The sequence below is a fragment of the Natrarchaeobaculum aegyptiacum genome (genome assembly GCF_002156705.1).
GTDB lineage: Archaea > Halobacteriota > Halobacteria > Halobacteriales > Natrialbaceae > Natrarchaeobaculum > Natrarchaeobaculum aegyptiacum.
Genome location: NZ_CP019893.1, coordinates 948,863 through 971,631, shown reverse-complemented (window position 1 = coordinate 971,631; position 22,769 = coordinate 948,863). Strand labels below are relative to the sequence as shown.

At 65.7% G+C, this 22,769-nt stretch carries 23 protein-coding genes, 1 tRNA gene and 1 pseudogene; 12 read left to right on the top strand and 13 right to left on the bottom strand.

Features of this window, described 5'->3' with window-relative positions:
- Window positions 1-169: 169 nt before the first annotated feature.
- Window positions 170-1,831 (bottom strand): thermosome subunit alpha, encoded by a 1,662-nt coding sequence (gene thsA / locus B1756_RS04865; protein ID WP_086890046.1) that lies wholly within the window; start codon window positions 1,829-1,831, stop codon window positions 170-172.
- Window positions 1,832-2,073: 242 nt separating this feature from the next.
- On the bottom strand, window positions 2,074-2,643 hold the full coding sequence (locus B1756_RS04860; RefSeq protein WP_086887534.1) for a KH domain-containing protein: 570 nt from the start codon (window positions 2,641-2,643) through the stop codon (window positions 2,074-2,076).
- A 224-nt stretch (window positions 2,644-2,867) separates the two neighbouring features.
- Here B1756_RS04860 and B1756_RS04855 point away from each other — a divergent pair, with 224 nt between their 5' ends.
- The 4 genes from B1756_RS04855 (at window position 2,868) to B1756_RS04840 (ending at window position 4,755) form a co-directional block, all read left to right on the top strand.
- Entirely contained in the window at window positions 2,868-3,245 is a 378-nt protein-coding gene (locus B1756_RS04855; RefSeq protein WP_086887533.1) for a hypothetical protein, read from the top strand.
- 108 nt (window positions 3,246-3,353) lie between these two features.
- Window positions 3,354-3,755 carry a pyridoxamine 5'-phosphate oxidase family protein gene (locus B1756_RS04850; protein WP_086887532.1) on the top strand — a complete coding sequence of 134 codons (402 nt, stop codon included), beginning with the start codon at window positions 3,354-3,356 and terminating at the stop codon, window positions 3,753-3,755.
- A 144-nt stretch (window positions 3,756-3,899) separates the two neighbouring features.
- Window positions 3,900-4,115 (top strand): hypothetical protein, encoded by a 216-nt coding sequence (locus B1756_RS04845; protein WP_086887531.1) that lies wholly within the window; start codon window positions 3,900-3,902, stop codon window positions 4,113-4,115.
- A gap of 238 nt (window positions 4,116-4,353) precedes the next feature.
- A complete protein-coding gene (locus tag B1756_RS04840; RefSeq protein WP_086887530.1) occupies window positions 4,354-4,755 on the top strand; it encodes a hypothetical protein in 402 nt (133 codons plus the stop codon).
- A 134-nt stretch (window positions 4,756-4,889) separates the two neighbouring features.
- Here the strand turns inward: B1756_RS04840 and B1756_RS19555 are convergent, their stop codons facing one another.
- The 5 genes from B1756_RS19555 to trmY form a co-directional block, all read right to left on the bottom strand.
- Window positions 4,890-5,051 (bottom strand): hypothetical protein, encoded by a 162-nt coding sequence (locus B1756_RS19555; protein WP_186336502.1) that lies wholly within the window; start codon window positions 5,049-5,051, stop codon window positions 4,890-4,892.
- Window positions 5,052-5,274: 223 nt separating this feature from the next.
- On the bottom strand, window positions 5,275-5,607 hold the full coding sequence (locus B1756_RS04835; protein WP_323368203.1) for a hypothetical protein: 333 nt from the start codon (window positions 5,605-5,607) through the stop codon (window positions 5,275-5,277).
- A gap of 299 nt (window positions 5,608-5,906) precedes the next feature.
- Window positions 5,907-6,575 carry a phospholipase D family protein gene (locus B1756_RS04830; RefSeq protein ID WP_086887529.1) on the bottom strand — a complete coding sequence of 223 codons (669 nt, stop codon included), beginning with the start codon at window positions 6,573-6,575 and terminating at the stop codon, window positions 5,907-5,909.
- A gap of 1,051 nt (window positions 6,576-7,626) precedes the next feature.
- A tRNA-Pro gene (locus B1756_RS04825) sits at window positions 7,627-7,699 on the bottom strand.
- Window positions 7,700-7,791: 92 nt separating this feature from the next.
- Window positions 7,792-8,394: a tRNA (pseudouridine(54)-N(1))-methyltransferase TrmY gene (gene trmY / locus B1756_RS04820; RefSeq protein ID WP_086887528.1), complete on the bottom strand. Its 603-nt coding sequence runs from the start codon at window positions 8,392-8,394 to the stop codon at window positions 7,792-7,794.
- 166 nt (window positions 8,395-8,560) lie between these two features.
- On the opposite strand from trmY, the gene B1756_RS19550 reads away from it, so the two are divergent.
- Window positions 8,561-8,734, top strand: coding sequence for an HVO_A0556 family zinc finger protein (locus B1756_RS19550; RefSeq protein WP_186336501.1), 174 nt, complete (start codon window positions 8,561-8,563; stop codon window positions 8,732-8,734).
- Window positions 8,735-8,889: 155 nt separating this feature from the next.
- On the opposite strand, the gene B1756_RS04815 is transcribed toward B1756_RS19550, so the two are convergent.
- From B1756_RS04815 to pyk, 4 genes are all read right to left on the bottom strand, one after another.
- Window positions 8,890-9,615: a diphthine--ammonia ligase gene (locus B1756_RS04815; RefSeq protein WP_086887527.1), complete on the bottom strand. Its 726-nt coding sequence runs from the start codon at window positions 9,613-9,615 to the stop codon at window positions 8,890-8,892.
- An 84-nt stretch (window positions 9,616-9,699) separates the two neighbouring features.
- Window positions 9,700-11,082, bottom strand: coding sequence for a DUF373 family protein (locus tag B1756_RS04810; protein ID WP_086887526.1), 1,383 nt, complete (start codon window positions 11,080-11,082; stop codon window positions 9,700-9,702).
- Window positions 11,083-11,184: 102 nt separating this feature from the next.
- Entirely contained in the window at window positions 11,185-11,631 is a 447-nt protein-coding gene (locus tag B1756_RS04805) for a DUF7312 domain-containing protein (RefSeq protein WP_086887525.1), read from the bottom strand.
- 135 nt (window positions 11,632-11,766) lie between these two features.
- Window positions 11,767-13,548 carry a pyruvate kinase gene (gene pyk / locus B1756_RS04800; protein ID WP_086887524.1) on the bottom strand — a complete coding sequence of 594 codons (1,782 nt, stop codon included), beginning with the start codon at window positions 13,546-13,548 and terminating at the stop codon, window positions 11,767-11,769.
- 273 nt (window positions 13,549-13,821) lie between these two features.
- On the opposite strand from pyk, the gene B1756_RS04795 reads away from it, so the two are divergent.
- From B1756_RS04795 to B1756_RS04775, 5 genes and pseudogenes are all read left to right on the top strand, one after another.
- Entirely contained in the window at window positions 13,822-14,589 is a 768-nt protein-coding gene (locus tag B1756_RS04795) for a response regulator (protein WP_086887523.1), read from the top strand.
- Between the two features lie 87 nt (window positions 14,590-14,676).
- A complete protein-coding gene (locus B1756_RS04790; RefSeq protein ID WP_086887522.1) occupies window positions 14,677-16,794 on the top strand; it encodes a PAS domain-containing sensor histidine kinase in 2,118 nt (705 codons plus the stop codon).
- A 190-nt stretch (window positions 16,795-16,984) separates the two neighbouring features.
- The gene (locus B1756_RS04785) at window positions 16,985-17,272 is read left to right on the top strand and encodes a GYD domain-containing protein (protein WP_086887521.1); all 288 of its coding nucleotides are present in this window, start codon (window positions 16,985-16,987) and stop codon (window positions 17,270-17,272) included.
- A gap of 94 nt (window positions 17,273-17,366) precedes the next feature.
- Window positions 17,367-19,105, top strand: a pseudogene (locus B1756_RS04780) (formate--tetrahydrofolate ligase).
- 63 nt (window positions 19,106-19,168) lie between these two features.
- A complete protein-coding gene (locus B1756_RS04775; protein WP_086887520.1) occupies window positions 19,169-19,861 on the top strand; it encodes a CRISPR-associated protein Cas4 in 693 nt (230 codons plus the stop codon).
- Window positions 19,862-19,912: 51 nt separating this feature from the next.
- Here the strand turns inward: B1756_RS04775 and B1756_RS04770 are convergent, their stop codons facing one another.
- Window positions 19,913-20,347 (bottom strand): hypothetical protein, encoded by a 435-nt coding sequence (locus B1756_RS04770; protein ID WP_086887519.1) that lies wholly within the window; start codon window positions 20,345-20,347, stop codon window positions 19,913-19,915.
- Between the two features lie 103 nt (window positions 20,348-20,450).
- Between B1756_RS04770 and B1756_RS04765 the strand changes: the two genes are divergently transcribed.
- Together B1756_RS04765 and B1756_RS04760 are read left to right on the top strand one after the other, a co-directional pair.
- The gene (locus tag B1756_RS04765; RefSeq protein WP_086887518.1) at window positions 20,451-21,335 is read left to right on the top strand and encodes a tetratricopeptide repeat protein; all 885 of its coding nucleotides are present in this window, start codon (window positions 20,451-20,453) and stop codon (window positions 21,333-21,335) included.
- Between the two features lie 3 nt (window positions 21,336-21,338).
- A complete protein-coding gene (locus B1756_RS04760; protein ID WP_086887517.1) occupies window positions 21,339-21,638 on the top strand; it encodes a DUF424 domain-containing protein in 300 nt (99 codons plus the stop codon).
- On the opposite strand, the gene B1756_RS04755 is transcribed toward B1756_RS04760, so the two are convergent.
- Entirely contained in the window at window positions 21,635-22,570 is a 936-nt protein-coding gene (locus B1756_RS04755; RefSeq protein WP_086887516.1) for a GNAT family N-acetyltransferase, read from the bottom strand. The two genes, B1756_RS04760 and B1756_RS04755, sit on opposite strands and share 4 nt — an antisense overlap.
- Window positions 22,571-22,769 lie beyond the last annotated feature (199 nt).

Genomic DNA, 22,769 nt, shown 5'->3' with positions numbered 1-22,769 from the left:
GACCCTCTGCTGAGTACTACTGCAGGCGTGAAAATGCGAGACAGTGCGTCGAACGCGGCTCGTCGAAGATAGGCGTCAGGGTGTGGGCCGACGCCGTGGGTTGGGTGCGGTGCGACGAAGCGGAGACGGTGTGGTCGGTTTCGACGGTTGTGACGGTGGCCTGGCCGGCTTACATCATGCCGCCCATGCCGCCGCCCATACCGCCCATGCCGCCGCCCATGCCACCGCCGCCCGGCGGCATCTCGTCGTCACCGTCGTCGTCGGCGACCGCGAGGTCGCCAGCGGCGATGACGTCGTCGATGCGCAGGAGCATGACGGCGGCCTCGGTGGCCGATTCGATCGCCTGCGTCTTGATGCGCAGCGGCTCGTAGACGCCCTCGTTGGCCATCTCGATCACGTCGCCGGTGTAGGCGTCGAGACCGGCCGCGGTGTCACCGCCGTCGTGGGCGGCGCGGAGTTCGACCAGCGAGTCGATGGGATCGAGACCAGCGTTCTCGGCGAGCGTTCGCGGGATGACCTCGAGTGCGTCGGCGAAGGCTTCGACGGCGAGCTGTTCGCGGCCGCCGACGGAGTCGGCGTAGTCACGGAGCGCGAGCGAGAGTTCGACTTCGGGTGCACCGCCGCCGGCGAGCACCTTGCCGTCCTCGATGGTCGTTCTGACGACGCCCAGCGAGTCCTCGATTGCGCGGTCGACCTCGTCGATGACGTGCTCGGTGCCACCGCGCAGGATGAGGGTGACGGCCTTGGCGTCCTCGACGTCCTCGACGAAGATGCGCTGGTCGCCGGCGATTTCCTTCTGGGCGACGCTGCCGGCGAAGCCGAGGTCGTCCTCGGTGACGTCGTCGACCGAGGAGACGGGACGGGCGCCGGTCGCGCGAGCCAGCTGCGTCTGGTCGCTGGACTTGACGCGGCGGACGGCGATGATGCCTTCCTGTGCGAGGTAGTGCTGGGCCATGTCGTCGATACCGCCGTCGACGAAGACGACATCCGCGCCGACGTCGGCGAGCGTCTCGGCCATCTCGCGCAGCTGGGCTTCCTCCTGGTCTAAGAACTGCTGGAGCTGGTCGGGATCGGTGACGTTGACCTCGGCGTCGATCTCGGTCTCTTTGACCTCGAGGCCGCCGTCGATGATCGCGACCGAGGCGTCCTCGGCGAAGTACGGCATGTTCTCGGAGACGCGCTCTTTGTCGACGATGACGCCCTCGACGAGTTCGGAGTTCTCGATCGAACCGCCGACGACCTTCTCGACGCTGACGTTGTCGGTGTCGATGCCGTCCTCGTCGGCGACGGACTGGACGGCGTCGACGACGAGCTCTGCGAGGAGGTCGCGGGCGCTCTCTGCGCCCTTGCCGGTCATCGCCGTGGCGGCGATCTTGTGGAGGATCTCGTCGTCGTCGGCGTCGACGTCGATCGCGATCTCTTCCAGCGCCTCGATGGCCTCTTCTGCGGCCTGTCGGTACCCCTGGGCGAGCGTGGTCGCGTGGATGTCCTGGTCGAGCAGCTCTTCGGCCTGACTGAGGAGCTCACCGCTGACGACGACCGCGCTGGTCGTACCGTCGCCGACCTCGTCTTCCTGGGTCTCGGCGACCTCGACGATCATGTCGGCGGCAGGGTGCTCGATGTCCATCTCCGAGAGGAGGGTGACGCCGTCGTTCGTGACGACGACGTTGCCCGTCGAGTCGACGAGCATCTTGTCCATCCCTTTCGGACCGAGTGTGGTCCGTACAGATTCGGCAACGGCCTTCCCGGCCTGAATGTTCATCGACTGAGCGTCTTTACCGGAGGTTCTCTGGCTTTCGTCCGAGAGAACGATGAGGGGCTGGTTGCCCATCTGTTGTGCCATAGTCAAGAGAGACGTTGATTGCTATTCTATATAAAAATTTCGGTAACGGTCAACTCGGGAGTAACTACGTGCCTGCAGTAAGGCGGTTCTCGAGCCTTCCGATAACTGCTATTTATATGGTTTCTCCGTGGCGGTCTCGAGGAGTCTCGACGCGTGAACGATTACCGGACGCACGCGTGCTGGGGAAAAACAGAACAACGACGGGACCTACGGCACGGAATCACGTGGGATCAGGACTGTCCGCCGGACTGCCCGCCGGGGAACCGGTGATACTGGAGTCCCTGATGTTTCATCTCGTTGTGACGCTCCTCGAGGAACGAGTAGACGGCCCCGTGCGGTGCGCCGTCCAGAAGCATTTCTGCGGCTCTGCGGACCGCTTCGACCTGTTCGGGCGCGCCGATGATCCCGAGGGTAGATCCGTAGATCACGACGTCCGCGCCGGTCAACTCCTCCATGAGTTCCCGGGTGCGGCCACCTTCGCCGATCAACCGGCCTTTCTTGCGCTTCATATCGTTCGTGTTCCGGGCGGCGGCGTCGATGTCCACGAGGTCGAAGACCATCATCTCGTCCTCGAGAAGTCGGAGTGCTGCTTCGGGTGGAAATCCGCGACCGATCGCGCGAACGATATCGGGGCCTTTCAGCCCGCGGACGGGATCGCCGACTGCGTCGACCGCCACCGAACCGTTCTCGGAGTCGATGTCGAGTCGCACCTCGGCTTCCGCCTCGATTTCGCGCATCGTCTCGCCACCCTCGCCGATGAGAACGCCGATGCGGTCCTGCGGAATCTTCACGTGCTGCATACTGCTCGATACTCACCGAGTGCGGTTAAGGCCTTGGACCGCGCGTGCGGACTCGTGACACGGCTGTGCTCCACTCCTGGGGTCCGTCAGGGTGCCACCCCTCGCTCGAGTCGACTGTCCGTGTCGCCGTGGATCCAGAGAATGGCGAACCGACCCGACACCCACCCGCCGGTTTCGACACCTGGACGATAAGAGCAATACCTGTGGCGGTTCACTATCGAGGTATGTCAGATCCAGGCGAACAGACGGCGACCCTCGGGATCGTTGTCGGTGCTATCCTCGCTGTCGTCGGTATCGCTGCGTACGTCCTCTCGGAGTTCGCGAGCGCGACGGCGCTCATCCCGACCATCTTCGGTGCCATCATCGCGATTCTCGGCACGATTGGACGAACCGAAAACCGAGAACGGCTCGCGGTGTACGGAATCGGGCTCTTCGCAGCCCTCGGCGTGCTCGGCTCGCTGCGAGCCGTTCCCGATATCGTCGCACTCGCCACCGGCGACGCGGTCGATTCGGTCGTCGCACCAGTCACACAGGGCGTGATGATCGTCTTCTGTCTCGTCCTCGTCGGCGGCGTCGTTCGGTACGTCGGTGCGACCCGCTGAAACCCACGTCTCGAGGGTGGTCTCCACGATGGCACCGCTGGATCTTCCGACGCGGTGCCTCCGAGTGTAGGCACAACGACGAATGCCTCCGCACACGTCACTGCTCCCATGGTGTCGATTCCAGACGAGTTTCAGGACCTGTTCGAGAAGCCGACGATCGCTCACGTCGCGACACTCACCGGAGACGGGGACCCCCACGTAACGCCGGTCTGGGTCGGCTACGACCCGAAAGACGACCGACTTCTGGTCAACACCGAACGCGGTCGCCGAAAGGAGCGCAACGTCCGGGCGAACCCCTCTGTCGGCGTCAGTATGACCGATCCCGACAATCCCTACCGTCGGGTCTCGGTCATCGGCACGGTCGACGAGGTGACGACCGACGGCGCTCGCGAGCACATCGACGACCTCGCGAGGCGATACACGGGCGAGGAGTACGCGATACCGATCGAGACCGAACGCGTCCTCGTCCGGATCCAGGTCGACGAAGTCGTCGATGCGACCGACCAGTAGCCCGGTTTCCCGGCGTCCTCGAGTGAGCACGCTCGACCCGCTCCAGGACGCAGTACGTCGACCGGGGTTCGAACGGCCCGACGCGCTCGACCACTGGCTGTATCAGGCTGGCACCTTACCCCCGTTCGAGGCCGACGGGAGGGTATGGACGTCCCCACAGATCGGCTCCTGATCATGCTCATCGTGGCGACGGGCTTCGCGGTGGTCGTCGGCGGGTGGGCAGCCGGCATCGTCCACGCGGAGGCCACCGGGTTCGAAGAGGTCGGCCTGCGAATCGGGATCGGTGCCCTCTTCTTCGTCGTCCTTCTCGGGGTCTGGCGGGTGTTCAGCGGGATCGACGAAGAACGAAGCCAGGGCTGACGCTGGCACTCGTCTCCACCACCGCCTCTCGAGCCGTCCAGACACCCCATCGCAGAAGCCGTACCCGGGTGGGCCGAAACCGGTCTTCCAAATCGACGTCGTGGCCCTCGAGTTCGGGACGCTCGATCCGGTGATCGTCGCCCCGGCGTTCGCCCGCCCGGGGTCACCGACCGGGTAGTCCGGTCAGGTGGCAGTAACTTATTTTACCGACAATCGCGTGGGAAGTGGGTGATGGGGCATGAATAAGGACTCGCCCGGGGGTTCAACCGCGAGTACCGAGCGATGGAATACCGTGTTCCGCGCTGCCGCCGCCGAACCACGACGGCAGCTCGTCGTCTCCTTGCTCGACGCCCCGCCCGGAACGTCCGTTTCGCTGCCAGAAAGCGCGATCAATCCGGACGTCCCACAGGACCCACAGACCCTCCGACAGGAACTGTATCACGAGCACCTGCCGCTGCTCTCCGACGGTGGGTTCGTCGAGTGGGAGACCGACCCACTCGAGGCCTCTCGTGGACCCAACTTCGACCAGATCGGGGTGGTGTTCGACACGCTCCACGAGCACGCCCCCGAATTGCCCGACTCGCTCGTCGTCGGGTGTCTCCGACTCGAGGTCGAAGAACAGCAGCGACTCGATTACTAGGTTTCCGGGATTGACATCGCGATTTGCCCTCGAGTCGGTACCGACGATTTCTCAGCCGTCCCGCTCCCGACCGGGACTTCGAGTGCGTCGAACCGACGAGAACGTGTGGACGCGGCGGCCGACTCGAGTCTCGTTCACTCGGAGATGTCGTCTTCTTCCATGGCCACCGCTTCGGTCGCCACGAATCCCGCCAGCGCTCGCTTCGAGTGATCGTTGTACAGGTGTGCCTCGAGTTGCTCACCTCGTCCGATTTCCTCGTGGCAGACAGGACATTCGAGGCCCGCTCTCGTCGCCATATCAGGGACAGATCCCGAATCCACAAAAGACCCCAGCCGGCACGTTCACACTCGAGAGTCGACTCTCACCTATCGCCCTCGGCCGTCGGGCCCTGGGACGCCGTCGTCCTCGAGCGGGAGAACTGACATCCCACAGGCGCTCGCGAGGGCCTCCACCCGATTCTGGAGCAGCGACTACCCCGTATCCGTATAGTGAGTTTCGGACGTCGTCAGTTCACATCGCTCACGAGCGTGACTGCGGGGGAGCTCTCCGACAGCCACTCGAGAGTCCAACAGCGCCGAGGGTCCATATCGACTGGTCGAACAGGAGGACGAGGAGGTTGTTGAACACGAAAAAGAGGTACAACGCGACGATTACCGCGACGAATGCCAGGTCCGATGGGTGGGGGAGGACGTTCCCGATGACGACGACGATGGCGGCGTACACACAGCCGACGAACACGACGCCGGGAATGCCGAACTCCACGTAGAAAAACACGGTGACAGGGTTCAGTTCACTCGCGTAGGGCACCAGAATCAACAGCACCGCAGTGACCACGTCGATAGCCCACAGCACCAGAAATGTCCGACGGAGAAGCGGGGAGTCCGGTGGCGATACGTACCGGTTCGAAGGCACTCTGTCCATCCTGAGAGTACCTGAACGAGCGATGGGTCCAAAGAGTCCGTGCGCTCGAGTGCCAACTCGCTCACCGTCCAGTGTGGCTGGTCGATCGGGGGTTCTCGCCCGTTCTGGTGGAGTGACGAAGAGACGATGGCGTGACAGAGGCACGATGGGATATCGAAGGGGCGATGACGTGACGAAAACAGTGCGCTCGAGTCCGTGCGGATCGTCCACCGAAGAGACGTTCTCCACCCTCAGATGAGACTGAGCAGTAGCGAGAACATCCCTGAAAAGAAGACGAGCAGCAGTAACACGGGGATCGCCCGGAGTGCGACGTTCCGTTTGGGGAGGTATCGAGCCTTGTTCGACCAGTTCGCGACGGACCCACCGACCTGATACGGCGGGAGGAGATCCCGTCGTCGAAGCGGATCGGACGTTTCGACCAGTTCCAGTATCCACTCGTGGAACGGCTGTAGATCCGGATGATCGATCGACTCACGCGTGATCTCGACGTTAATTTCGATATTGTACCTGAACGCAACCTGAGTGATGTTTGCGGAGCCGATGAGACACGTCGGGTTCGGGCCCTCACGGATGTAGAGCTTCGCGTGGAGTCCTCTGGGTTGTTTGTATATCTGGACCTGATCGTGCTCGTCGAGCGACCAGAGATCGTGGGCGATCCGGGGCGAGAACTGGTCGGAGGCAGGACTGACGACCGTGATCAGCTCGTTGTCCCGAGACCGCTCGAGAAACGAGACGATGTCGTCGCGTATCGCCAGGTATCCCTGATACGTGAAGTACCCGCTCACGATGTAGATCGTCCCGTCCTCCGCGAAGAGATCAGCCAGCGCTTCCTGAAAGCGGATATCTGAGTGATCCGTATCCAGTAATCGAACACTCGGTTCAGCAATAACGTCAGTCATTATCGCCCCTTTCGGAGCGAGTGTATTGAATTCAGGGTCTTTTTGCCGTTGGTAAAACAAACACCCGTCGACAGCGCGTTTCAGCCCACCTCCGCGTGATCTGGACCGAGTGCACGTCTGCCCCGCCTCGTGCTCGTACTCCGGCCCAGCACGGGTATACCTCCGGTGAACTCGTTCGTCAATTTCCTCGAGAAGCACCGCTCGAGACCGCGGTGCTCGAGCGCTGGCTGAACCGCAGTGACGCGTTGCCGACGTGGACCACGTACTCTACCTCGACGGCCCCGGCGAACCGACACACCCAGTCATCGTGTGGACCCCCTCGAAAGCCCGATAGCGCGGTTTCGAGAGGTGGACCACACCGACTAACAGGGCTCACTCCGCACACTCTGCGGAGATGGTGTCTGCTCGCTGTCCATCGTGTGACCGAGGGCTGGGGGAGCAAGTCGCAAAATACGCGTCTGGCGGGGAGGTACTGGTTGACTTCGAGTGTGCCGATTGTGGCCACGAATGGTCACTGACACTGTAACCGGGCTGACTCCTGCTCTCTTTTTGCCGCTCAGTACGTGGTCCGTCGGGCTCGAGGACCGTTCGCCGTCGGTCTGCACCGCCCGTTCCGTCGGGCCGCCACAGCACGTGCGGGCGTTCGCGGCCACGGTGATCGTCTGTGGGCAGCCCTGTGGCGACAGCTCGAGTTTTCGGCACCGAACCGCAGCGTAGCACTCGCGCAGCTCTCCTCGAACAGCGACCGCCACGTGTCGGGAAGTACGAAAGGGAGGTATTCCAGTAGGTCGGCGTAGATCACGAACACGGGACGTCGGCCACTCTCGCCTTGCTCGGGCACTGCAACTTCCCTGTCCGAACCTGTGTGGAGTTCGTTCCCCACAGCGTAGCCTCGTCGCTTCGTTCCTCGTGTGAAGTGCAGAACTGTGGGTCAGCGCAGATGTCGAACCACGGTCGGAGCGAAGCTCCTCACTGCTTCGAATCTGCTTGGATCCATTTTCCCGCACCGCAGCCCACTCGCTGCGCTCGTGGTGTTGCAGTGCGGGAAAAGTGGGCCGGCGCAGATTCGAACTGCGGTTACGGCCACCCGAAGGCCGAAGGATACCAAGCTACCCCACCGGCCCGCATCCGGAAGGTGGGCGTCCGATCGTTTAACGCTTCCGAAAGGGGGCCAACACGGCGACGGCGGCGGGTCTCGAGCCCTCGCCACCCAGTCCTAAAATCGCTCGTAGCCCGCGGTGTCGAGGAAGTGGTGAGCCACGGTGATCGCCTGGTCGGCGTGCAACAGCTCGGGTCCGAGTCGAAGCCGTCGGTCGACGACCGACTCGAGCAACTCCTCCTCTACGTCCGTGAAATCCCGGTGATCCGAGAGGACGAAGATCGGGTCCGCGACCGCATCGGGATCGACGTCGGCCACGGCGTCGCCGTCTTCGTGTAACTGCACCACGGTTCCGTCGTCGGCGATCTCCCCGAGCGTGGGCTCGAGGCCGCGTCGGTAGAGTTCGACGCCGGGGCTGGGTTCGGCGGGGAGCGAGCCGATGGCTTCCTCGCGGTGCTCGAGGGCCGTGCGCACGAGCGCCGCCGTACTGCGCTCGTCGGGGTTGAGTCGCCGGAGTTCGCTACCGTCGAAGGTGATCGTGAGTTCGTCCTGGACGACGAGATGGGTGCGGACGTCCTCGCGGATGCCGTGGGAGGTGACGAACGAGGCGGTGATCGATCGGCAGAGAGCGTCGAGGCGGCCGGCCCCGCCCGCGAGGTCGTCGAGCGAGAAGTCGGCGTCGGTGGGGACCTCGTGGCCGAGGAGTACGAACTGGCGCATACCCACACGACGTCAGGAGGTGGGATAGCACCCACGATTTCGACCTCGCGGACGCGGATCTGGAACAACTGTCGCCCGAGCGAGCAGCCGTGGCCTTCCTATTCTCTGATCAGTACCGGCACTCTCAGGGCCAACGGTTTCGCGCCATCGAGGCTCGAGTCGCCACATGGCACGCGCACAGCCATCGGCTGACGACGCAGATCACGGACGAGTACTCGAGCGACTCGAGGGTCGATCCTGCCCGCACTGTGATGGGACGCTCGAGCGGGCTACCTACAAGGGAAACCGGGCGATCGTCTGTAGCGGTTGCGGAACGCCGCGGGCGCAGGTCTGGTCGTGACAGTTTCCGCGGCTCGACCAGCGACGGGGTTCGGTTCGATCGACACGACCGGTGGATAACGCGTTTCGTGCCGCTGGTCGAGCCCACGGACGAGACCGGGCTCGAGATTCGCGGGGCGTCCGAACGAGGCCAGCTTCTGGGTAGCCGCCGGTGCCCTACTCGAGCCAGGCGTCGGTGACCAGAATTCGGCCGCGCGTCCCGTCCCACTCGCGGTCGTACTCGAGTTCGATCCGCCGGTCCATGTGCGGGCCGTCCACGACCAGCGTTTCGAACTCGCCGCCCTCGCCGAGGATGTGGACGCCGTACTCGTCGTTGAGCGCCTCGAGTTCGACGATCGCCTCGCGATCGAGCGTCCGGCCGAGCCAGGATTCGTCGAGGCCGTAGGCGGCGACCTGAACGATCACGATCTCGAAGCCAGCCTCGAGCATCGCGTCGGCGAGTTCCCGGGGGTCTTCCTGCCAGAGCGGGGCGAACAGCTCACACTCGAGGCGGTCGCACATCGCCTGGATGCGGCTGGTCTGGTACTCGCTCTCGACGGCCCCGGCGGTGACGCCCGCGATACCGGCGTCGAGTTCTTCGTCGAGGTCTTCGAGTGCGGCCTCGAGCGGTTCGAGTTCGTCGTCGCCCTGGGCGCTCGAGTCGGTGGCCGTGGTGGCCGCGAAGTCGTCGGGGTCGACGTCGACGAGGTCGATCCCGATGCTCTCGGCGGCGAGTCCGGCGAGGTCGGTCGCCGGGACGTGGTACATATACGAATCCGCGCTGGGGTGGACGGTGACGAGGCGGCGAACGTCGAGGCCCTCCTCGAGCGCCCGGTAGAGGGCCCACGCGGAGTCCTTGCCGCCGGAGAAGAGGCTGATCCACGCACCGTCAGCGTCGCTCATGGTCGTAGCTGGGCGGTGAAACGTATAGGCGTGACGAGTCGCGCCGATGGTCCGTCGTTGGACTCTTCGACAGCGCCAGTCGAGTCACTCCCCGGACTCGTCGGCTGCCGCCGACTGGTCATCCGGGGTGGCATCTCCCTCATCGCTCGCGTCTGGACTCGAGCCCGAACTCGCGTCGGTCGATTTGGCACCGCCATCGGTGACGCCAGCCCCGGTGTCGACGTTCGGGTCGAGGTCGGATTCTGGTTCTGGTTCTGGTTCTGGTTCTGGTTCTGGTTCTGGGTCCACGGTGCCCTCGCTCCCACTGGTGGTGCTGTCACCGCCGCTCGAGCGCTCGAGGTCGACCTCCTGACCGGGCGTCGAGAGCGAGGCGGCGACTCTGGCGCCGAGGAGGCTGACCACGATCGCGGAGACGACGTAGATCACCAGTCGTTCGCCGGCCGTGACGACGAAACTCTCGACGGTGACGACGTTCGTCTCGATCACCGGGACGACGATCGGCTCGATCACGCCCTGCTGTTCGAGGAAGTACGTCGAAAAGCCCCGGACGACGAGGCCGATCGCGAGCAGGAGAAACGGCAGGTTGAGGTACGAACTCCGGATGGGCTGTTCGCCGATGGCCTCGTCGAGCAGGCGGCCCGCGCTGGCGGTGACTGCCGCCGTCGCGAGCCAGGGGACGGCGTCGAAGGCGAACTGCGTCGCAGGGACGACGATTCCGGGGGCGTCCTCGAGGCTCGAGACGCCGAGGGCGCCTGCGAACAGTCCGACCAGTGTGAGCCCGGCGGCGACGACGTAGGTGACGACCGACACCTGCCCGGAGTACAGGGCCTCGCGGGCCTGGTGGGCGAGGCCGGTCATCACGTCGTCGATGCTGAAGCCCTTGTAGAGCAGGAAGAGGCCGATGACGCTGGTGATTGCGGCGGCTCCCTGTGCCGTTCCAAAACGCATCGCCAGGAAGGGAAAGACGAGCAGCGTCAGCCCGAGCGGGACGAGGACGGTCTGGCGAAGTTCCTCGTCGGCGAGGAACTGCTTCAGGAGGTAGTAGGTCGATTCGATGTCTCTGGCCTGTCTGACGACCACGCGGTCGACGGAGTCGACACGGACGCGGCTCTCGACGATCGGCACCAGGCGCTCGTCTTCGGCGCTGTCGATGACGACCACGGCCGAGTCGGGGTCGTACTCCGCGATCAGGTCGTCGAGCTGGCGGGAGACCGCCCGGTCGGCCGAGACCATCGACTCGCGGTCTCCGGAGACGACCGCCACGACGGCCTCCTCGTCCTCGTCGCGGAGGTCCTGGGCGACCCGCAACGCCTCGAGGAGGCTGTTGACTCCCGAGTCCTCCGGATCGGCGAGGCCGACGTCGGTCACGAGCGCGCGGACGGCCTCCCAGCCCACGATAGGCGTTCGGAGGCCGGTCTTGCGGCCGACGTCGTCGGTCCGATCCAGACAGACGACCAGCGTTGTCACGATAGCCGTTCCTTGCTGTGTGACGATAAAACCACTTACTCGTTCACCCGTCCGATGGTCCGTCGATCACGGTCACGGCTCCCATCCGGAACCTGAACCGTCTCACAGCGGGAGCGAAACGAACCGAACGATCACGAGGATCATCGCGACCGCGCCGAGGATAACGAACAGGACGTTCTCGAGGGAGGGGTCGCCGGCTTCGATCGGCGTCGAACTGGGTTCCGGGGCGCGCGGATCGTCGTCGTGACTGGATTCACCTCCGCCTCCGACGCTGTCGTCACTCGAGAGGTCGATTCGAATCCGGTCGGCGTCGTCGAATCGCGTGTGATCGGGGCGGGAGTCGCGGTGTTCGTCCGTCCCAACGTCGGGCTCGCTCGTCCACCCGTCGCCGTCGCGTTCCGAGGAGACGGGGCGTCTCGAGGGGGTCCACCCGGTGGTTGGGTCGTCACGATCGGCGGCGTCGTCGGCCGGATCGGTACCGTCGGTTCGCCCGGGGTCGCGGTCGCGGTCCTCGTCGTCGCGGTCGAAACCGGGCGACTCGTCTGCCATGGGCGGGCGTAGGAGGCCGACGAGGAAAAACCCGCGGTCAGCAGTCGGCGGCCAGCTATCGCGACGCGTGGCTCGCTGCTCGCCAGCGCTGACCGCGGTCGCCAGCCGACGGTTCGTGATCGATCGCGAGACCGGTCACTGCTGTTCGTCGCGGCCCTCTGGCCTGTCGTCGGCTTCGACGACGCCGCCGTAGACCACGCCGCGTTCGGCGTCGACCGTCACGGTCGTTCCGTCGGCGACGTCCGCCAGTTCCGCGCCGCCGATCATCGGCAGGCCGACCTCGCGGGCGACGAGCGCCGGATAGCCAGTCATACCCCGGTCGGCCGAGACGATGGCCCCCAGTCGAGCGGGGTCGCCGTCGAACTCGCCGTCGAAGTCGGCGGGGAGGACGACGACAGCGCCGTCCGGAAGTCTCGAGAGGTCCCCGCCCCCGTCCTCGAGGTGGGCGACCGGTCCCGTGGCCCGACCCTCGACGACGACGCGGCCGGTCGCGAGCGCCTCCGCGGCGACGTGGACCTTGAGCATGTTCGTCGTGTTCGCTCCCTCGAGGTCGGTCATCATGCCACAGAGGACGACGACGGTGTCGCCGCTGTCGGCGACACCCGCGTCGAGGGCCGACTGGACGGCGCGTTCGACGACCGCGTCGGCACCCTGTTCGGAGACCTCGGCGAAAAGCGGGGTCACGCCCCACGAGAGGGCAAGTCGCCGGCGAACCGCCGGGTTCGGCGTCGAGGCGACGACGGGGACGCCGGGGCGGTACTTGGCAGTTTTCAGTGCCGTGTAGCCCGATTCGGTCGCGGCGACGATGGCGTCGGCGTCGACGTCGCGGGCGAGGTACCGCGCCGATCGGGCGAGGGCGTCCGTCCGGGCTTCGCCGGTGGGCGGGACCCGTTGCTCGAGCTGTTCGGCGTACTCCGCGGAGGCCTCGACCGTGCGGACGATGCTGTCCATCGCCTCGACGACGGTGACGGGGTGGTCGCCGACGGCGGTCTCCGCCGAGAGCATCACGGCGTCGGTTCCGTCGAGGACGGCGTTGGCCACGTCGGAGGCCTCCGCGCGCGTCGGCCGACGCGCTTCGACCATCGAGTCGAGCATCTCCGTGGCCGTGATGACCGGGATGCCCGCATCCCGGGCCTCGTGGACGATCCGTTTCTGGATCATCGGCACCTCCTCCATCGGACACTCGACGCCCAGGTCCCCGCGGGCGACCATGATCCCGTCTGCGGCCTCGACGATCTCCTCGAGGTTCTCGACGGCGCCTGCACGTTCGATCTTCGCGATAATGGGGATCTCAGCGCCGAATTCCTCGAGCACCTCGCTGACGTCGTAGACCGCCTCGGCGTCCCGGACGAAACTCGCGGCGACGAAGTCGACCTCGCGCTCGGCGGCGAGCTCGAGTTCCGCCCGGTCGGCCTCGGTGACGCTCTCGAGTTCGAGGTCGACCCCCGGGACGTTGACCCCCTTCCGACCGGCGAGATCACCCCCGGCGTCGACTCGCGCCACGACTGCCTCGCCGTCCCGGTCGGTGACCGTCGTCTCGATCAACCCGTCGTCGAGCAGGATGCGATCGCCCGGCGAGACCCCCTCGAGCGGGACCGAGAGCCCGACCGTCTCTTCGGAGGCCGTCTCGCCCTCGACGAACCGGACGGTCGATCCCGTCTCGAGGGCGACGGTCTCGCCTCCGGGCAGCGGTGCGGTCCGGACCTCTGGCCCTGCGACGTCGAGCATGACCGCGACGGGTTCGTCGCGAGCGTCGTCGACCGCCCGCACGCGTTCGATCAACTCGGCGCGGTCCTCGACGGTGCCGTGGCTCGCGTTCAGCCGCGCGACCGACATCCCCGCCGCCGCGAGTTCGGCGATCGTCCGCCGGTCGCTCGAGGCCGGCCCCAGCGTACAGACGATCTTCGCGTTTCGCATGCGTCGAGCTACCGGCCGCCCGCTCAAAAAGGTCGTGTCCCGCGTCGGCTCCGTTTCGACCGCTCGAGGATGCAGCCGCAGTTCCCGTGACCACCGGTCCCGTCGACGGTGCTCGGACGCGGTCATCGGCTCCCACGGAGTCCCACCGTGGCCGATCGTCTCGGCTCGTGGCGTCGGCCCGTGAGAGTATCTCTCCCCCCCGATCTTCCAGTCAAATGTAATCTGGTAAAAAATTAAATAATACTTATGTTTGTGTGGTACTCCCTACCGCTCATGAACGGCGATATTACCGACTCGGACGGCAGGGCGACGCTGACGAACGACGAACTCTTCTCCGTCTTTACCCACTCGAGTCGACGCACCGTTCTCTTTCACCTCCGCCAGCACCAGGCTGCGACGCTCGAGGAACTGGTCGACGTGCTCGCCGTGACCAGTGTGGAAGAGTGGGACGCCGAGGATCGAACGCGGATGCGCACGGAACTGTACCACCGTCATCTCCCATTACTCGAAGAGCGGGGACTCCTTACCCACGACCGAGCCGCGGAGGTCGTCGAATCGGCGGATCCCCCTGGTGAGGTCGGCGAGTGGCTCGACCTCGCCGTCCGCCAGCAGCTCCGCTCCGAGCGCACACACGACCCGGACGACCGATCCGACGGCAGTGACCAGCTCGCAGTGTTGCTCGTCGACGACGAGCCGGGGCTTCCCGAAACGATCGGCGGCTACATCGAACGAGAGAACGACGACATCACCGTCACGATCGCGACGAGCACGCTCGAGGCGGTGTCGACGCTCGAGGAGGAGTCGTTCGACTGCATCGTCAGCGATTATCAGATGCCGGCCTTGAGTGGCCTCGATTTTCTGAAAGCCGTCCGCGAGCGCGATTCCGCCGTCCCGTTTATCGTTTTTACCGCCAAGGGGAGCGAGCGAGTCGCAAGCGAGGCGATCGCAACCGGAGTCACCGACTACGTGAAGAAAGCGCCGGACCCGGACCAGTTCGACGTGCTCGTCGACCGAATTCGTGCGGCAACGACGCGAAACTGATCCCGTCGAGAGCCCGGCCGACAGACGCTTCCTCCGATCGAGGCACCAACAGTTCCCGCTCCCGTCTCGCCCGTTCGTTCACGACGTATGACTGACCATCGACTCGAGTCCGACCGATTGATCGAGCGCATCTCGGACGGCTACTGTGCCGTGGATGCGACGTGGCGAATCACCAACTGGAACGACCGGATGGCAGCCCTGACTGGCACCCGGCCTGCGGACGGCGAGGTACTCTGGAAGGCGGTGCCGACGATCCGTGGGACGGCCCTCGAGTCACACTGTCGCCTTGCGATGGAAACCCACGAGTCCCGGTCGGTCACTCTCCGGTGTCCGGCGTCTGCCGACCGGGTCGAGGTAACGATCTACGCCGACGAAGGCGGCCTGTCGATGATCGCCCGCGAGATACCCCCTCGCGAGCCTCGAGCGGTGGACGATAACCTCGCGGAGACGGTGTTCGAGAACACACAGGATGCCCTGTTTCTCGTCGACGTCGACGACGCCGGGGAAACCTTCCGGCTCGAACGGGTCAACCCCGTCTACGAGGCCCACACCGGGTTGACGAACGAGGAACTTGCCGGCGAGGAGATTGCGGACGTTTTCGGCGACGAGCAGGGCCGGACCATCCTCGAGAACTATCGCGAGTGCGTCGTCCGGCGTGAGCCACTCCAGTACGAGGAGGCGATTTCGGTTCCCGAGGAAGATTCCTGGTGGGAGACCCGAATCACTCCGGTCATCGTCGATGGAACGGTCGAGAAGATCGTCGGTGCGACGCGCAACGTCACCGAACGAAAGGCGCGCGAACGCCAGTACGACGCCATCTTCAATCAGACCTACCAGTTTACAGGGCTCGTCGACCTGGACGGGACGTTGCTCGAAGCGAACGACTCCGCACTCGAGTTCGGCGGGTTCGACCGCGAGGACGTCGTGGGCAATCCAGTCTGGGAAACCGGCTGGTGGCGAGACAGCGGGACTGCCCAGCAGACCCTGAAAGCCGCGATCGAGACCGCCAGTGACGGCGAGTTCGTCCGCTACGACGAAACCGTTCGCGGGTCGAGTGGAACTGTCGTCATCGACTTCTCACTTCGGCCGATTGCGGACGATGACGGCAACGTCGTCTCGCTCGTCGCCGAGGGGCGAAACATTACGGAGCACAAACGACGGGCCGAGGAACTCGAGCAAAAGCGGGAATTTCTCGGGCAGATCCAGCGAGTCGCGGCGATCGGTGGCTGGGAAGTCGACTTCCGGACCGGGACGATGCGGTGGACCGAGGAGGTCTATCGCATCCACGGCGTGCCGTTGACGTTCGAGCCGACGGTCCAAGACGGGGTCGATTTCTACCATCCTGAAGACCGGGCGACGGTCACTGCTGCCTTCGAACGACTGAAAGCGACTGGCGAGGGGTACGACGTGGAACTTCGGATCGTCACGGCCGACGACGAGGTTCGATGGGTTCGAACGCTCGGGACGCCGTGGTACGACGACGTCGGCAAACTGGTCGGTGCCCGTGGCGCTTTCCAGGACGTCACCGAACGCACGGAACGCGAACGGGCTCTCCAGCGCACCAACGACCGACTCGAGGCCTTCACCGCCGTGGTGAGCCACGACCTTCGCAACCCGCTTACGGTCGCACAGGCTGCGCTCGAACTCGCTCGAGAGAGCCACTCTCCGGACGACTTCGATCGTCTCGAGGCGGCTCACGTCCGGATGAACGCCCTCATCACGGACCTGCTGACGCTCGCCCGAAATGGCCAGCAGATAGAACAGACCCGATCGATCGCACTCACTTCCCTGGTCGAATCGGTCCGTGAGACGATACCCGGTGACGACGCAACCATCGAGGTCGCCTTCGAAGACGATCGCCTCGAGGCCGACGAGTCGCGACTGCGACAGTTGTTCGAGAACCTCCTCTCGAACGCGCTGGTCCACGGTGGCGAGGACGTGACGATCCGGGTCGGTCCGCTCGCGAACCGGTCCGGATTTTACGTCGCGGACGACGGTCCGGGTATCCCTCCGGAGCGCCGCTCCGACGTGTTCGACCGGGGCGTCTCGACGACGGGCGACGGTACCGGGTTCGGTCTGGCGATCGTCAGGGAGATCGCCGGGGCCCACGGCTGGACCGTCGACGTCACAGAAAGCGCCGACGGTGGCGCGCGGTTCGAAGTGACCACCCGACCCGATCCCCGCGAGTCGATCGCCCACGAGTAGACGGAACACCGTCGTTGCTGGCGCGGCCGTGAACCGTCCCGTGGTCGCCCCGGCGATGTCGTGCCGTGGTCCGTCTGCGGCCACCACGTTCGGCGACCAACCTGTATTTGCTATTGCAACATTCGGTTTATCCCCGCAGCCGTCCGATGCCGGCCCAACCGTTTTCGGACGGAGTGGCGTCTTCCCGGCCATGCCGAAATACGCCTCGCTGATGACGCTCGCCGACCGAGACGTCCAGAACGCACAGGAACTGGCCTCGATCTGGGGTGAACTCGAGACCGAACTCGACCAGCACGAGGCGACGCTCGAAGACTCCTACGCGATTCTCGGGGAGTACGATTTCCTCGTGATCTTCGAGGCCGACGACCGAGAGGCTGGCTTCAAATCCGCGCTGGCGATGCGAAGACACGGTCTCGAGGGCCAGACGATGCCGATTATCGACGTCGAGAACATCTCACAGCTGGTCGACGAGATCTGAGCAGGGTGTCCGATTCGGTCACGACTGCTGGAGCCGTTCCCACTGGCCGGCAATTCGGCCGTAGTATGACCGTCTGCAGCGTGACGATTCCTCTATGACCACCGACGAGTCCGGATGGACCCTTCCAGCAGACGCGGAAATCGCCCGTCAGACCGACCCCGACCCGATCGCTGACGTCGTCGCACCGCTCGGCCTCGAGCCTGCCGACCTCGAGCGGTACGGGCCACACGTGGCCAAGCTGTCGCTGGCGACGACGCGCCGACTGATGACCGACGCCCAGCGCAGTGGGAGCGACGACGGTTCTGCGCCCCGATTCGTCCTCGTGACCGGCATGACGCCGACGCCCCGGGGCGAGGGCAAGACGGTGACCAACGTCGGACTCGCCCAGGCGTTCGACCGGCTGGGCGAGACGGCCGTCTCGACCCTCCGGGAACCCTCGCTCGGTCCCGTCTTCGGGCTCAAGGGTGGTGCGGCCGGCGGCGGCTACTCGCAGGTACTCCCGATGGAGGACATCAACCTCCACTTCACGGGGGACATCCACGCGGTGACCGCCGCGCACAACCTGATCGCCGCCGCGGTGGACAACCACCTCCATCAGAGCAACGCCCTCGAGATCGACGTCGACGCCGTCAGGTGGCCCCGGGCGCTCGACGTGAACGATCGCGCGCTACGCGAACTGGTCGTCGGCCTCGGCGGGTCGGCCAACGGCCCGCCCCGCGAAGCCGGGTTCGTCCTGACGGCTGCCTCGGAACTGATGGCCGTGCTCTGTCTGGCGACCGATCTGGCGGATCTCAGGGTGCGAATCGGTCGGATCGTCGTCGCTGCAGATACGGCGGGAGATCCCATCAGGGTAGCCGACCTCGAGGTCGCCGGCGCTGCCGCCGCGGTACTCCGGGATGCCTTCCAGCCGAACGTCGTCGGCACGATCGAGGGGACGCCCGCGTTCGTCCACGGCGGCCCGTTCGCGAACATCGCCCACGGGACCAACTCGATCGTGGCCAACCGGGCCGCGGGCGCGCTCGCGGACTACGTGATCACCGAGGCTGGCTTCGGGGCCGACCTCGGTGCCGAGAAGTTCTTCGACGTCGTCGCGCCCGTCGCGGACGTCGAACCCGCGGCGACCGTCCTCGTCGCCACCGTGCGCGCGCTGAAGTATCACGGCCGGGACGACTGGCCGGTCGACGTCGGCGCGCTCGAGGAACCCGACGTCGAGGCCGTCCGCAGCGGGTTCGAGAACCTCGATCGCCACGTCTCGGTGCTCCAGTCTTACGGCGTCCCGGTCGTCGTCGCGGTCAACCGGTTTCCGACGGACACCGACAGGGAGGTCACGGCCATCCTCGAGCACTGCCGGGAAGACCTCGGCGTTCGGGCCGCCGAGTCGACCGTGTTCCGCGACGGCGGCGAGGGCGGTCTCGCACTCGCCCGGGAGTCGAGGCAGCCATCGACGAGCACGAGGGCTCGTTCGAGTCGCTGTACGACCCCGACGCACGCGTCGACGAGACGATTCGAACCGTCGCGACCGAGGTCTACGGTGCCGACGGCGTCACATTCACTGCCGCGGCCCGCGACGACCTCGAGACGATCGAACGCGTCGGCCTCGAGACGGCCCCGGTCTGTCTCTCGAAGACGCCCTACTCGTTCAGCGACGATCCCGTCAGAAACGGCGCGCCTGAGGGCTGGGAACTGACCGTCCGCGAACTCCGACCCGCCGCGGGCGCGGGTTTCGTCGTCGCCCTGACCGGCGACGTCAACACGATGCCCGGCCTGCCAGCGGAGCCCGCAGCGACCGAAATCGCCCTCGAAGACGACGGGACGATCACGGGGCTCTTCTGAGGCCAGTCACGACCGGATTCCTCACGCCGACCCTTTATATCTGAAGCCGCGGCCAGGGTAAGCGTGACTCGACGCCTCGTCTCTTTCGGCGACCTTCGCAGCGCCGCGTTCTGCCCGCGAAGTCTCTACTACGAACGCACGCGGGACGTCAATCGTGAGCCGCCGCAGTCGGTCACGTCGGCTCGAGCGCTCGAGCGCCGGTACGAGGTCCTTCTCGCGTCTCCCGACGCGGCACTCGAGGGCGAACCGATCGCGGTCATTCCCGGGCGATATCGCGAGCAGCTGGCGGCGACGCGGGACCGCCTTCGCGAGCGTGGCGACTGGAAGCGGCTCCGCGAACCCACCGATCGCGACCGGCTGGTGTCCGGTCGCGACTGCCGTGGAATCGTCCACAAGGTGCTCGCGGAACCGCTCGAGCCAGTGCTTCTCTCGGCTGGCGAGCCCCCGCCGCAGGGTGTCTGGGAACCGCAGTCGGTTCACGCCGTCGCAGCCGCGAAGGCACTCGCCTGGGAACACGAGACGCCGATCGAGCGCGCGTGGGTGGAGTATCCCGCTCACGGCGTCGTCCGGTCGCTCGCGCTCACGACGCGCCGAAAAGCCCGATACCGGCGAGCGCTCCGGACCGTCCGCGAACTGGACGGCCCACCACCGCGGACGCACAACCGCGCGAAGTGTAACGCTTGCTCGTTCGCGAGCGAGTGTGGCGTCCGGACGCGAACGTTGCGGTCGATGCTCGGATTCGGGCGTGGGGAGTGACGAGCGAGCGACGTGGCCACCTCGAGAATCGCTGGTCGATTTGCACGCCCGTCAACACTGGAGTTCGACGTGCGTGCTGACCCGGAAGGTGACGTTCCGGTAGGTGACGTAGGCTTCTTGCTCTGGAAGCTCGTCGGCGAGTTCCCCGCCGTCGATCCCCTCAGCGAGGTGTTCGTACTCGTCGATCTCGTCTTCCATCCCGTCGTCGTACTCGTCGTGGGCCACGGCGAGGGTCTCTGCCGTCGCCTCGAGATCGGTCACCCCCGCGGCTTCGGCGTCGAGAACGTCGGCGTCGGGGGGGACCGATTCGGGGAGCCCGACGAAGATACCGTACTGTTCGGGACAGTCGCCGTGGTCGTCCTCCGGTGGCCCGACGTCCTCTTCGCCCTCCTCGAGACAGCCCGCCAGTCCGACTCCCGTCAGGACCGCTGTGCCAGCGCCGAACGTCGCCGTGGCGGCCGCCTCGAGGAACGGTCGCCGATTCATGTGCTGGGATGCTGGTGGGGTGACAAGTGTTTTCGGGTCGAACCCCTCTGGTGGCTTCCGGCGGGTCGCAGCCCTTAACAATCGTCGTCTCCTCCTACCGGGCATGACCGACCGAGAGGGCGACCGCGACCACCGCTTCTCCGAAGGGGAGGGCTTTGGCGACCCCTACGAGGAGTTCGACCTGGACCCGCCGGAGCTGGACGTCGACCCCTCGAAGGTCGACCCGGTCGACTCGCGGGTCGTCACCGACACGCTCGACGAACAGCAGATTCCGAAAGACCAGGTCGACGCCGAGGAACTCCTCGACGTCGGGCTCAACTACATGTCGATCAACCGTTACGAACAGGCCACCGAGGCCTTCGAGCGGACCGCTCGCTTCACCGACGACGACCGACTCGCCCAGGAAGCCTGGGTGAACAAAGGCGCTGCCCACGCCGAACTCGAGGAGTGGGACGAGGCTATCGGCGCTCACCGCGAGGCCCTGTCGATCGACGACTCGAGCGAGCACGCCGCGACCGCAGCGACTAATCTCGCCTACGCCCTCTGGGAGTTCGGCGAGACGACCGAGGCCCTCGAACACGCCGAACGCGCCGTCGAGATCGACGAGCGGTTCGCCGAGGGCTGGTACAACCGGGCCTTCTTCCTCTCAGAGCGCGGGCTGGCCGAGGAGGCCCTCCACTGCATCGACAACGCCATCCGCCTCGGCATGCGCAACGCGACCGTTCTCGAGGAGAAAGCCTACATTCTCGAGGAACTGGGCGAGTACGACGAGGCCGAGGAGGTCGCCGACGAGGCGAACGCGATGCGCGAACGCGCCGAAGAACAGCTGGTCGAACAGCGCCGGGAGATGCAGGGACACGCCCCCGACCGTGAACGGGAGCGACGCGACCGGGAGCCTGTGACCGAGCAACAGGACCGAACGGACGACCTCACCGATCCCGGCCGTGAATCCGACCGCGACCGCGACCGCGAGTTCCACCTCGAGTAACGAATGCTCCTCACCGAACGACAGACAGAACAGGGCCTGCTCGTCGCCGTCTGCGACCGTGAGGTCCTCGGCGAGACGTTCGAAGACGACGCGGGCGGCATCTCGCTGACGGTCACCGAGGAGTTCTACGGCGGCGAGAGAGTCGACGAAGCGGCGGTCGTCGATAGCCTCGCTCGCGCCGACGTTGCAAACATCGTCGGCACTCGCGCCGTCACCCTCGCTATCGAGGAAGGCATCGTCGACGAGGCCAACGTTCTCGATGTCGGCGAGACCCGCCACGCGCAGTTACTCCGACTGTACTAGTCGAGACAGGTCGCGAGCAACAGTTCGTCGACGAACGCCTCGTCGATCCGGTACTGGTCTCTTCGTTCTCCCTCGCGTTCCCACCCGTGGGCCTCGAGAAACTCGATGGCCCCGTCGTTCGTCGCCGGAACCCCCTGGCCGAGTTTTCGGAACCCCTGTTCGGTCGCCCACGCCTGCCCGTACTCGAGCAGTGCCGACCCGAGCCCCTGCCGGCGCACGGCCGGGTCGACCCCGACGGTCACGCTGGCCGTGTGCGACTGTGCCGGGTGACTGGGGGCCTCGAGGTGGAACCAGCCGACGACGGTCGATTCGTCGTCCGTGGCTGGCGCTTCGCCGCGGTTGTCGCGTGTCGTCTGTCCGCCGTTGTCGCGTTCGTCGAGCGTCGCCACGAAACAGATCCGTGACCGATCACCCCTCGTCCGGACCACGGCCGAGTCGGCCTCGACCCGGTCGGCCAGCGACGCGGCGACGACGTAACTTCCGTCGCGGGCGACCGATCGCATCGTCTCGAGGAGCGCCCGACGATCACCTTCTTCGACTGGCCTGAGCGTCACCGTGCCCGACTCGCACTCGACCGTTCGCGGCGGTGCCGACAGCGCGAGTCGGATTCTGTCACCGGTGTCTGTCAGATATCGTCGGGAGACGAGCGACTCGACGGCAGCCCTGATCTCACCGGGCGCGGGTACCACTTCGTGCGTGTACGCGCCCGATCGCGCGGGCTTCGACTGGGTGTCGTCCGTCTCGAGACGAGTCGAACGGATCAGTTCCGATTCGGTCACCGCACCGTGGTGCTCGACGAACTCGTACACCTGCCGTTGCAGGTCGTCGTCGAAGACCAGTTCCCCGTGTGGTCGAACGCCAGTCGTCGTGGTCTCGCGGTCGTCAGCCACCGCGTCCGAACCGGCGTCGGCATCCGCGTCGGAGGTCGGCATACGCGGACCGCCGTCGACCGACGGCAAGAGTGTGGTGCCCGTCCCTGCAGGCCGGTCTTTTCCATCTCGAGGACGTCGCGAACCCGGTTGCCTCAGTCGCGATTTCGACCACGTTTTCGGGATCTACCACCGCTACAAACGAGATCAGAGAGAAGTTAGCTCGATTTGAGGCATTTGTATCTGGATCGGCTGGTGTAGT

Coding starts and splice junctions, on each gene's coding strand:
- B1756_RS04805 (WP_086887525.1), bottom strand. CDS start 11,631: ATGGCAGACGAGTCGCCCGGTTTCGACCGCGACGACGAGGACCGCGAC.
- pyk (WP_086887524.1), bottom strand. CDS start 13,548: ATGCGAAACGCGAAGATCGTCTGTACGCTGGGGCCGGCCTCGAGCGAC.
- B1756_RS04765 (WP_086887518.1), top strand. CDS start 20,451: ATGACCGACCGAGAGGGCGACCGCGACCACCGCTTCTCCGAAGGGGAG.
- B1756_RS04815 (WP_086887527.1), bottom strand. CDS start 9,615: ATGAGCGACGCTGACGGTGCGTGGATCAGCCTCTTCTCCGGCGGCAAG.
- B1756_RS19555 (WP_186336502.1), bottom strand. CDS start 5,051: ATGGCGACGAGAGCGGGCCTCGAATGTCCTGTCTGCCACGAGGAAATC.
- B1756_RS04840 (WP_086887530.1), top strand. CDS start 4,354: ATGAATAAGGACTCGCCCGGGGGTTCAACCGCGAGTACCGAGCGATGG.
- B1756_RS19550 (WP_186336501.1), top strand. CDS start 8,561: ATGGCACGCGCACAGCCATCGGCTGACGACGCAGATCACGGACGAGTA.
- B1756_RS04845 (WP_086887531.1), top strand. CDS start 3,900: ATGGACGTCCCCACAGATCGGCTCCTGATCATGCTCATCGTGGCGACG.
- B1756_RS04785 (WP_086887521.1), top strand. CDS start 16,985: ATGCCGAAATACGCCTCGCTGATGACGCTCGCCGACCGAGACGTCCAG.
- B1756_RS04850 (WP_086887532.1), top strand. CDS start 3,354: ATGGTGTCGATTCCAGACGAGTTTCAGGACCTGTTCGAGAAGCCGACG.
- B1756_RS04830 (WP_086887529.1), bottom strand. CDS start 6,575: ATGACTGACGTTATTGCTGAACCGAGTGTTCGATTACTGGATACGGAT.
- B1756_RS04790 (WP_086887522.1), top strand. CDS start 14,677: ATGACTGACCATCGACTCGAGTCCGACCGATTGATCGAGCGCATCTCG.
- B1756_RS04855 (WP_086887533.1), top strand. CDS start 2,868: ATGTCAGATCCAGGCGAACAGACGGCGACCCTCGGGATCGTTGTCGGT.
- B1756_RS04860 (WP_086887534.1), bottom strand. CDS start 2,643: ATGCAGCACGTGAAGATTCCGCAGGACCGCATCGGCGTTCTCATCGGC.
- trmY (WP_086887528.1), bottom strand. CDS start 8,394: ATGCGCCAGTTCGTACTCCTCGGCCACGAGGTCCCCACCGACGCCGAC.
- B1756_RS04770 (WP_086887519.1), bottom strand. CDS start 20,347: ATGAATCGGCGACCGTTCCTCGAGGCGGCCGCCACGGCGACGTTCGGC.
- B1756_RS04795 (WP_086887523.1), top strand. CDS start 13,822: ATGAACGGCGATATTACCGACTCGGACGGCAGGGCGACGCTGACGAAC.
- thsA (WP_086890046.1), bottom strand. CDS start 1,831: ATGGGCAACCAGCCCCTCATCGTTCTCTCGGACGAAAGCCAGAGAACC.
- B1756_RS04755 (WP_086887516.1), bottom strand. CDS start 22,570: ATGCCGACCTCCGACGCGGATGCCGACGCCGGTTCGGACGCGGTGGCT.
- B1756_RS04760 (WP_086887517.1), top strand. CDS start 21,339: ATGCTCCTCACCGAACGACAGACAGAACAGGGCCTGCTCGTCGCCGTC.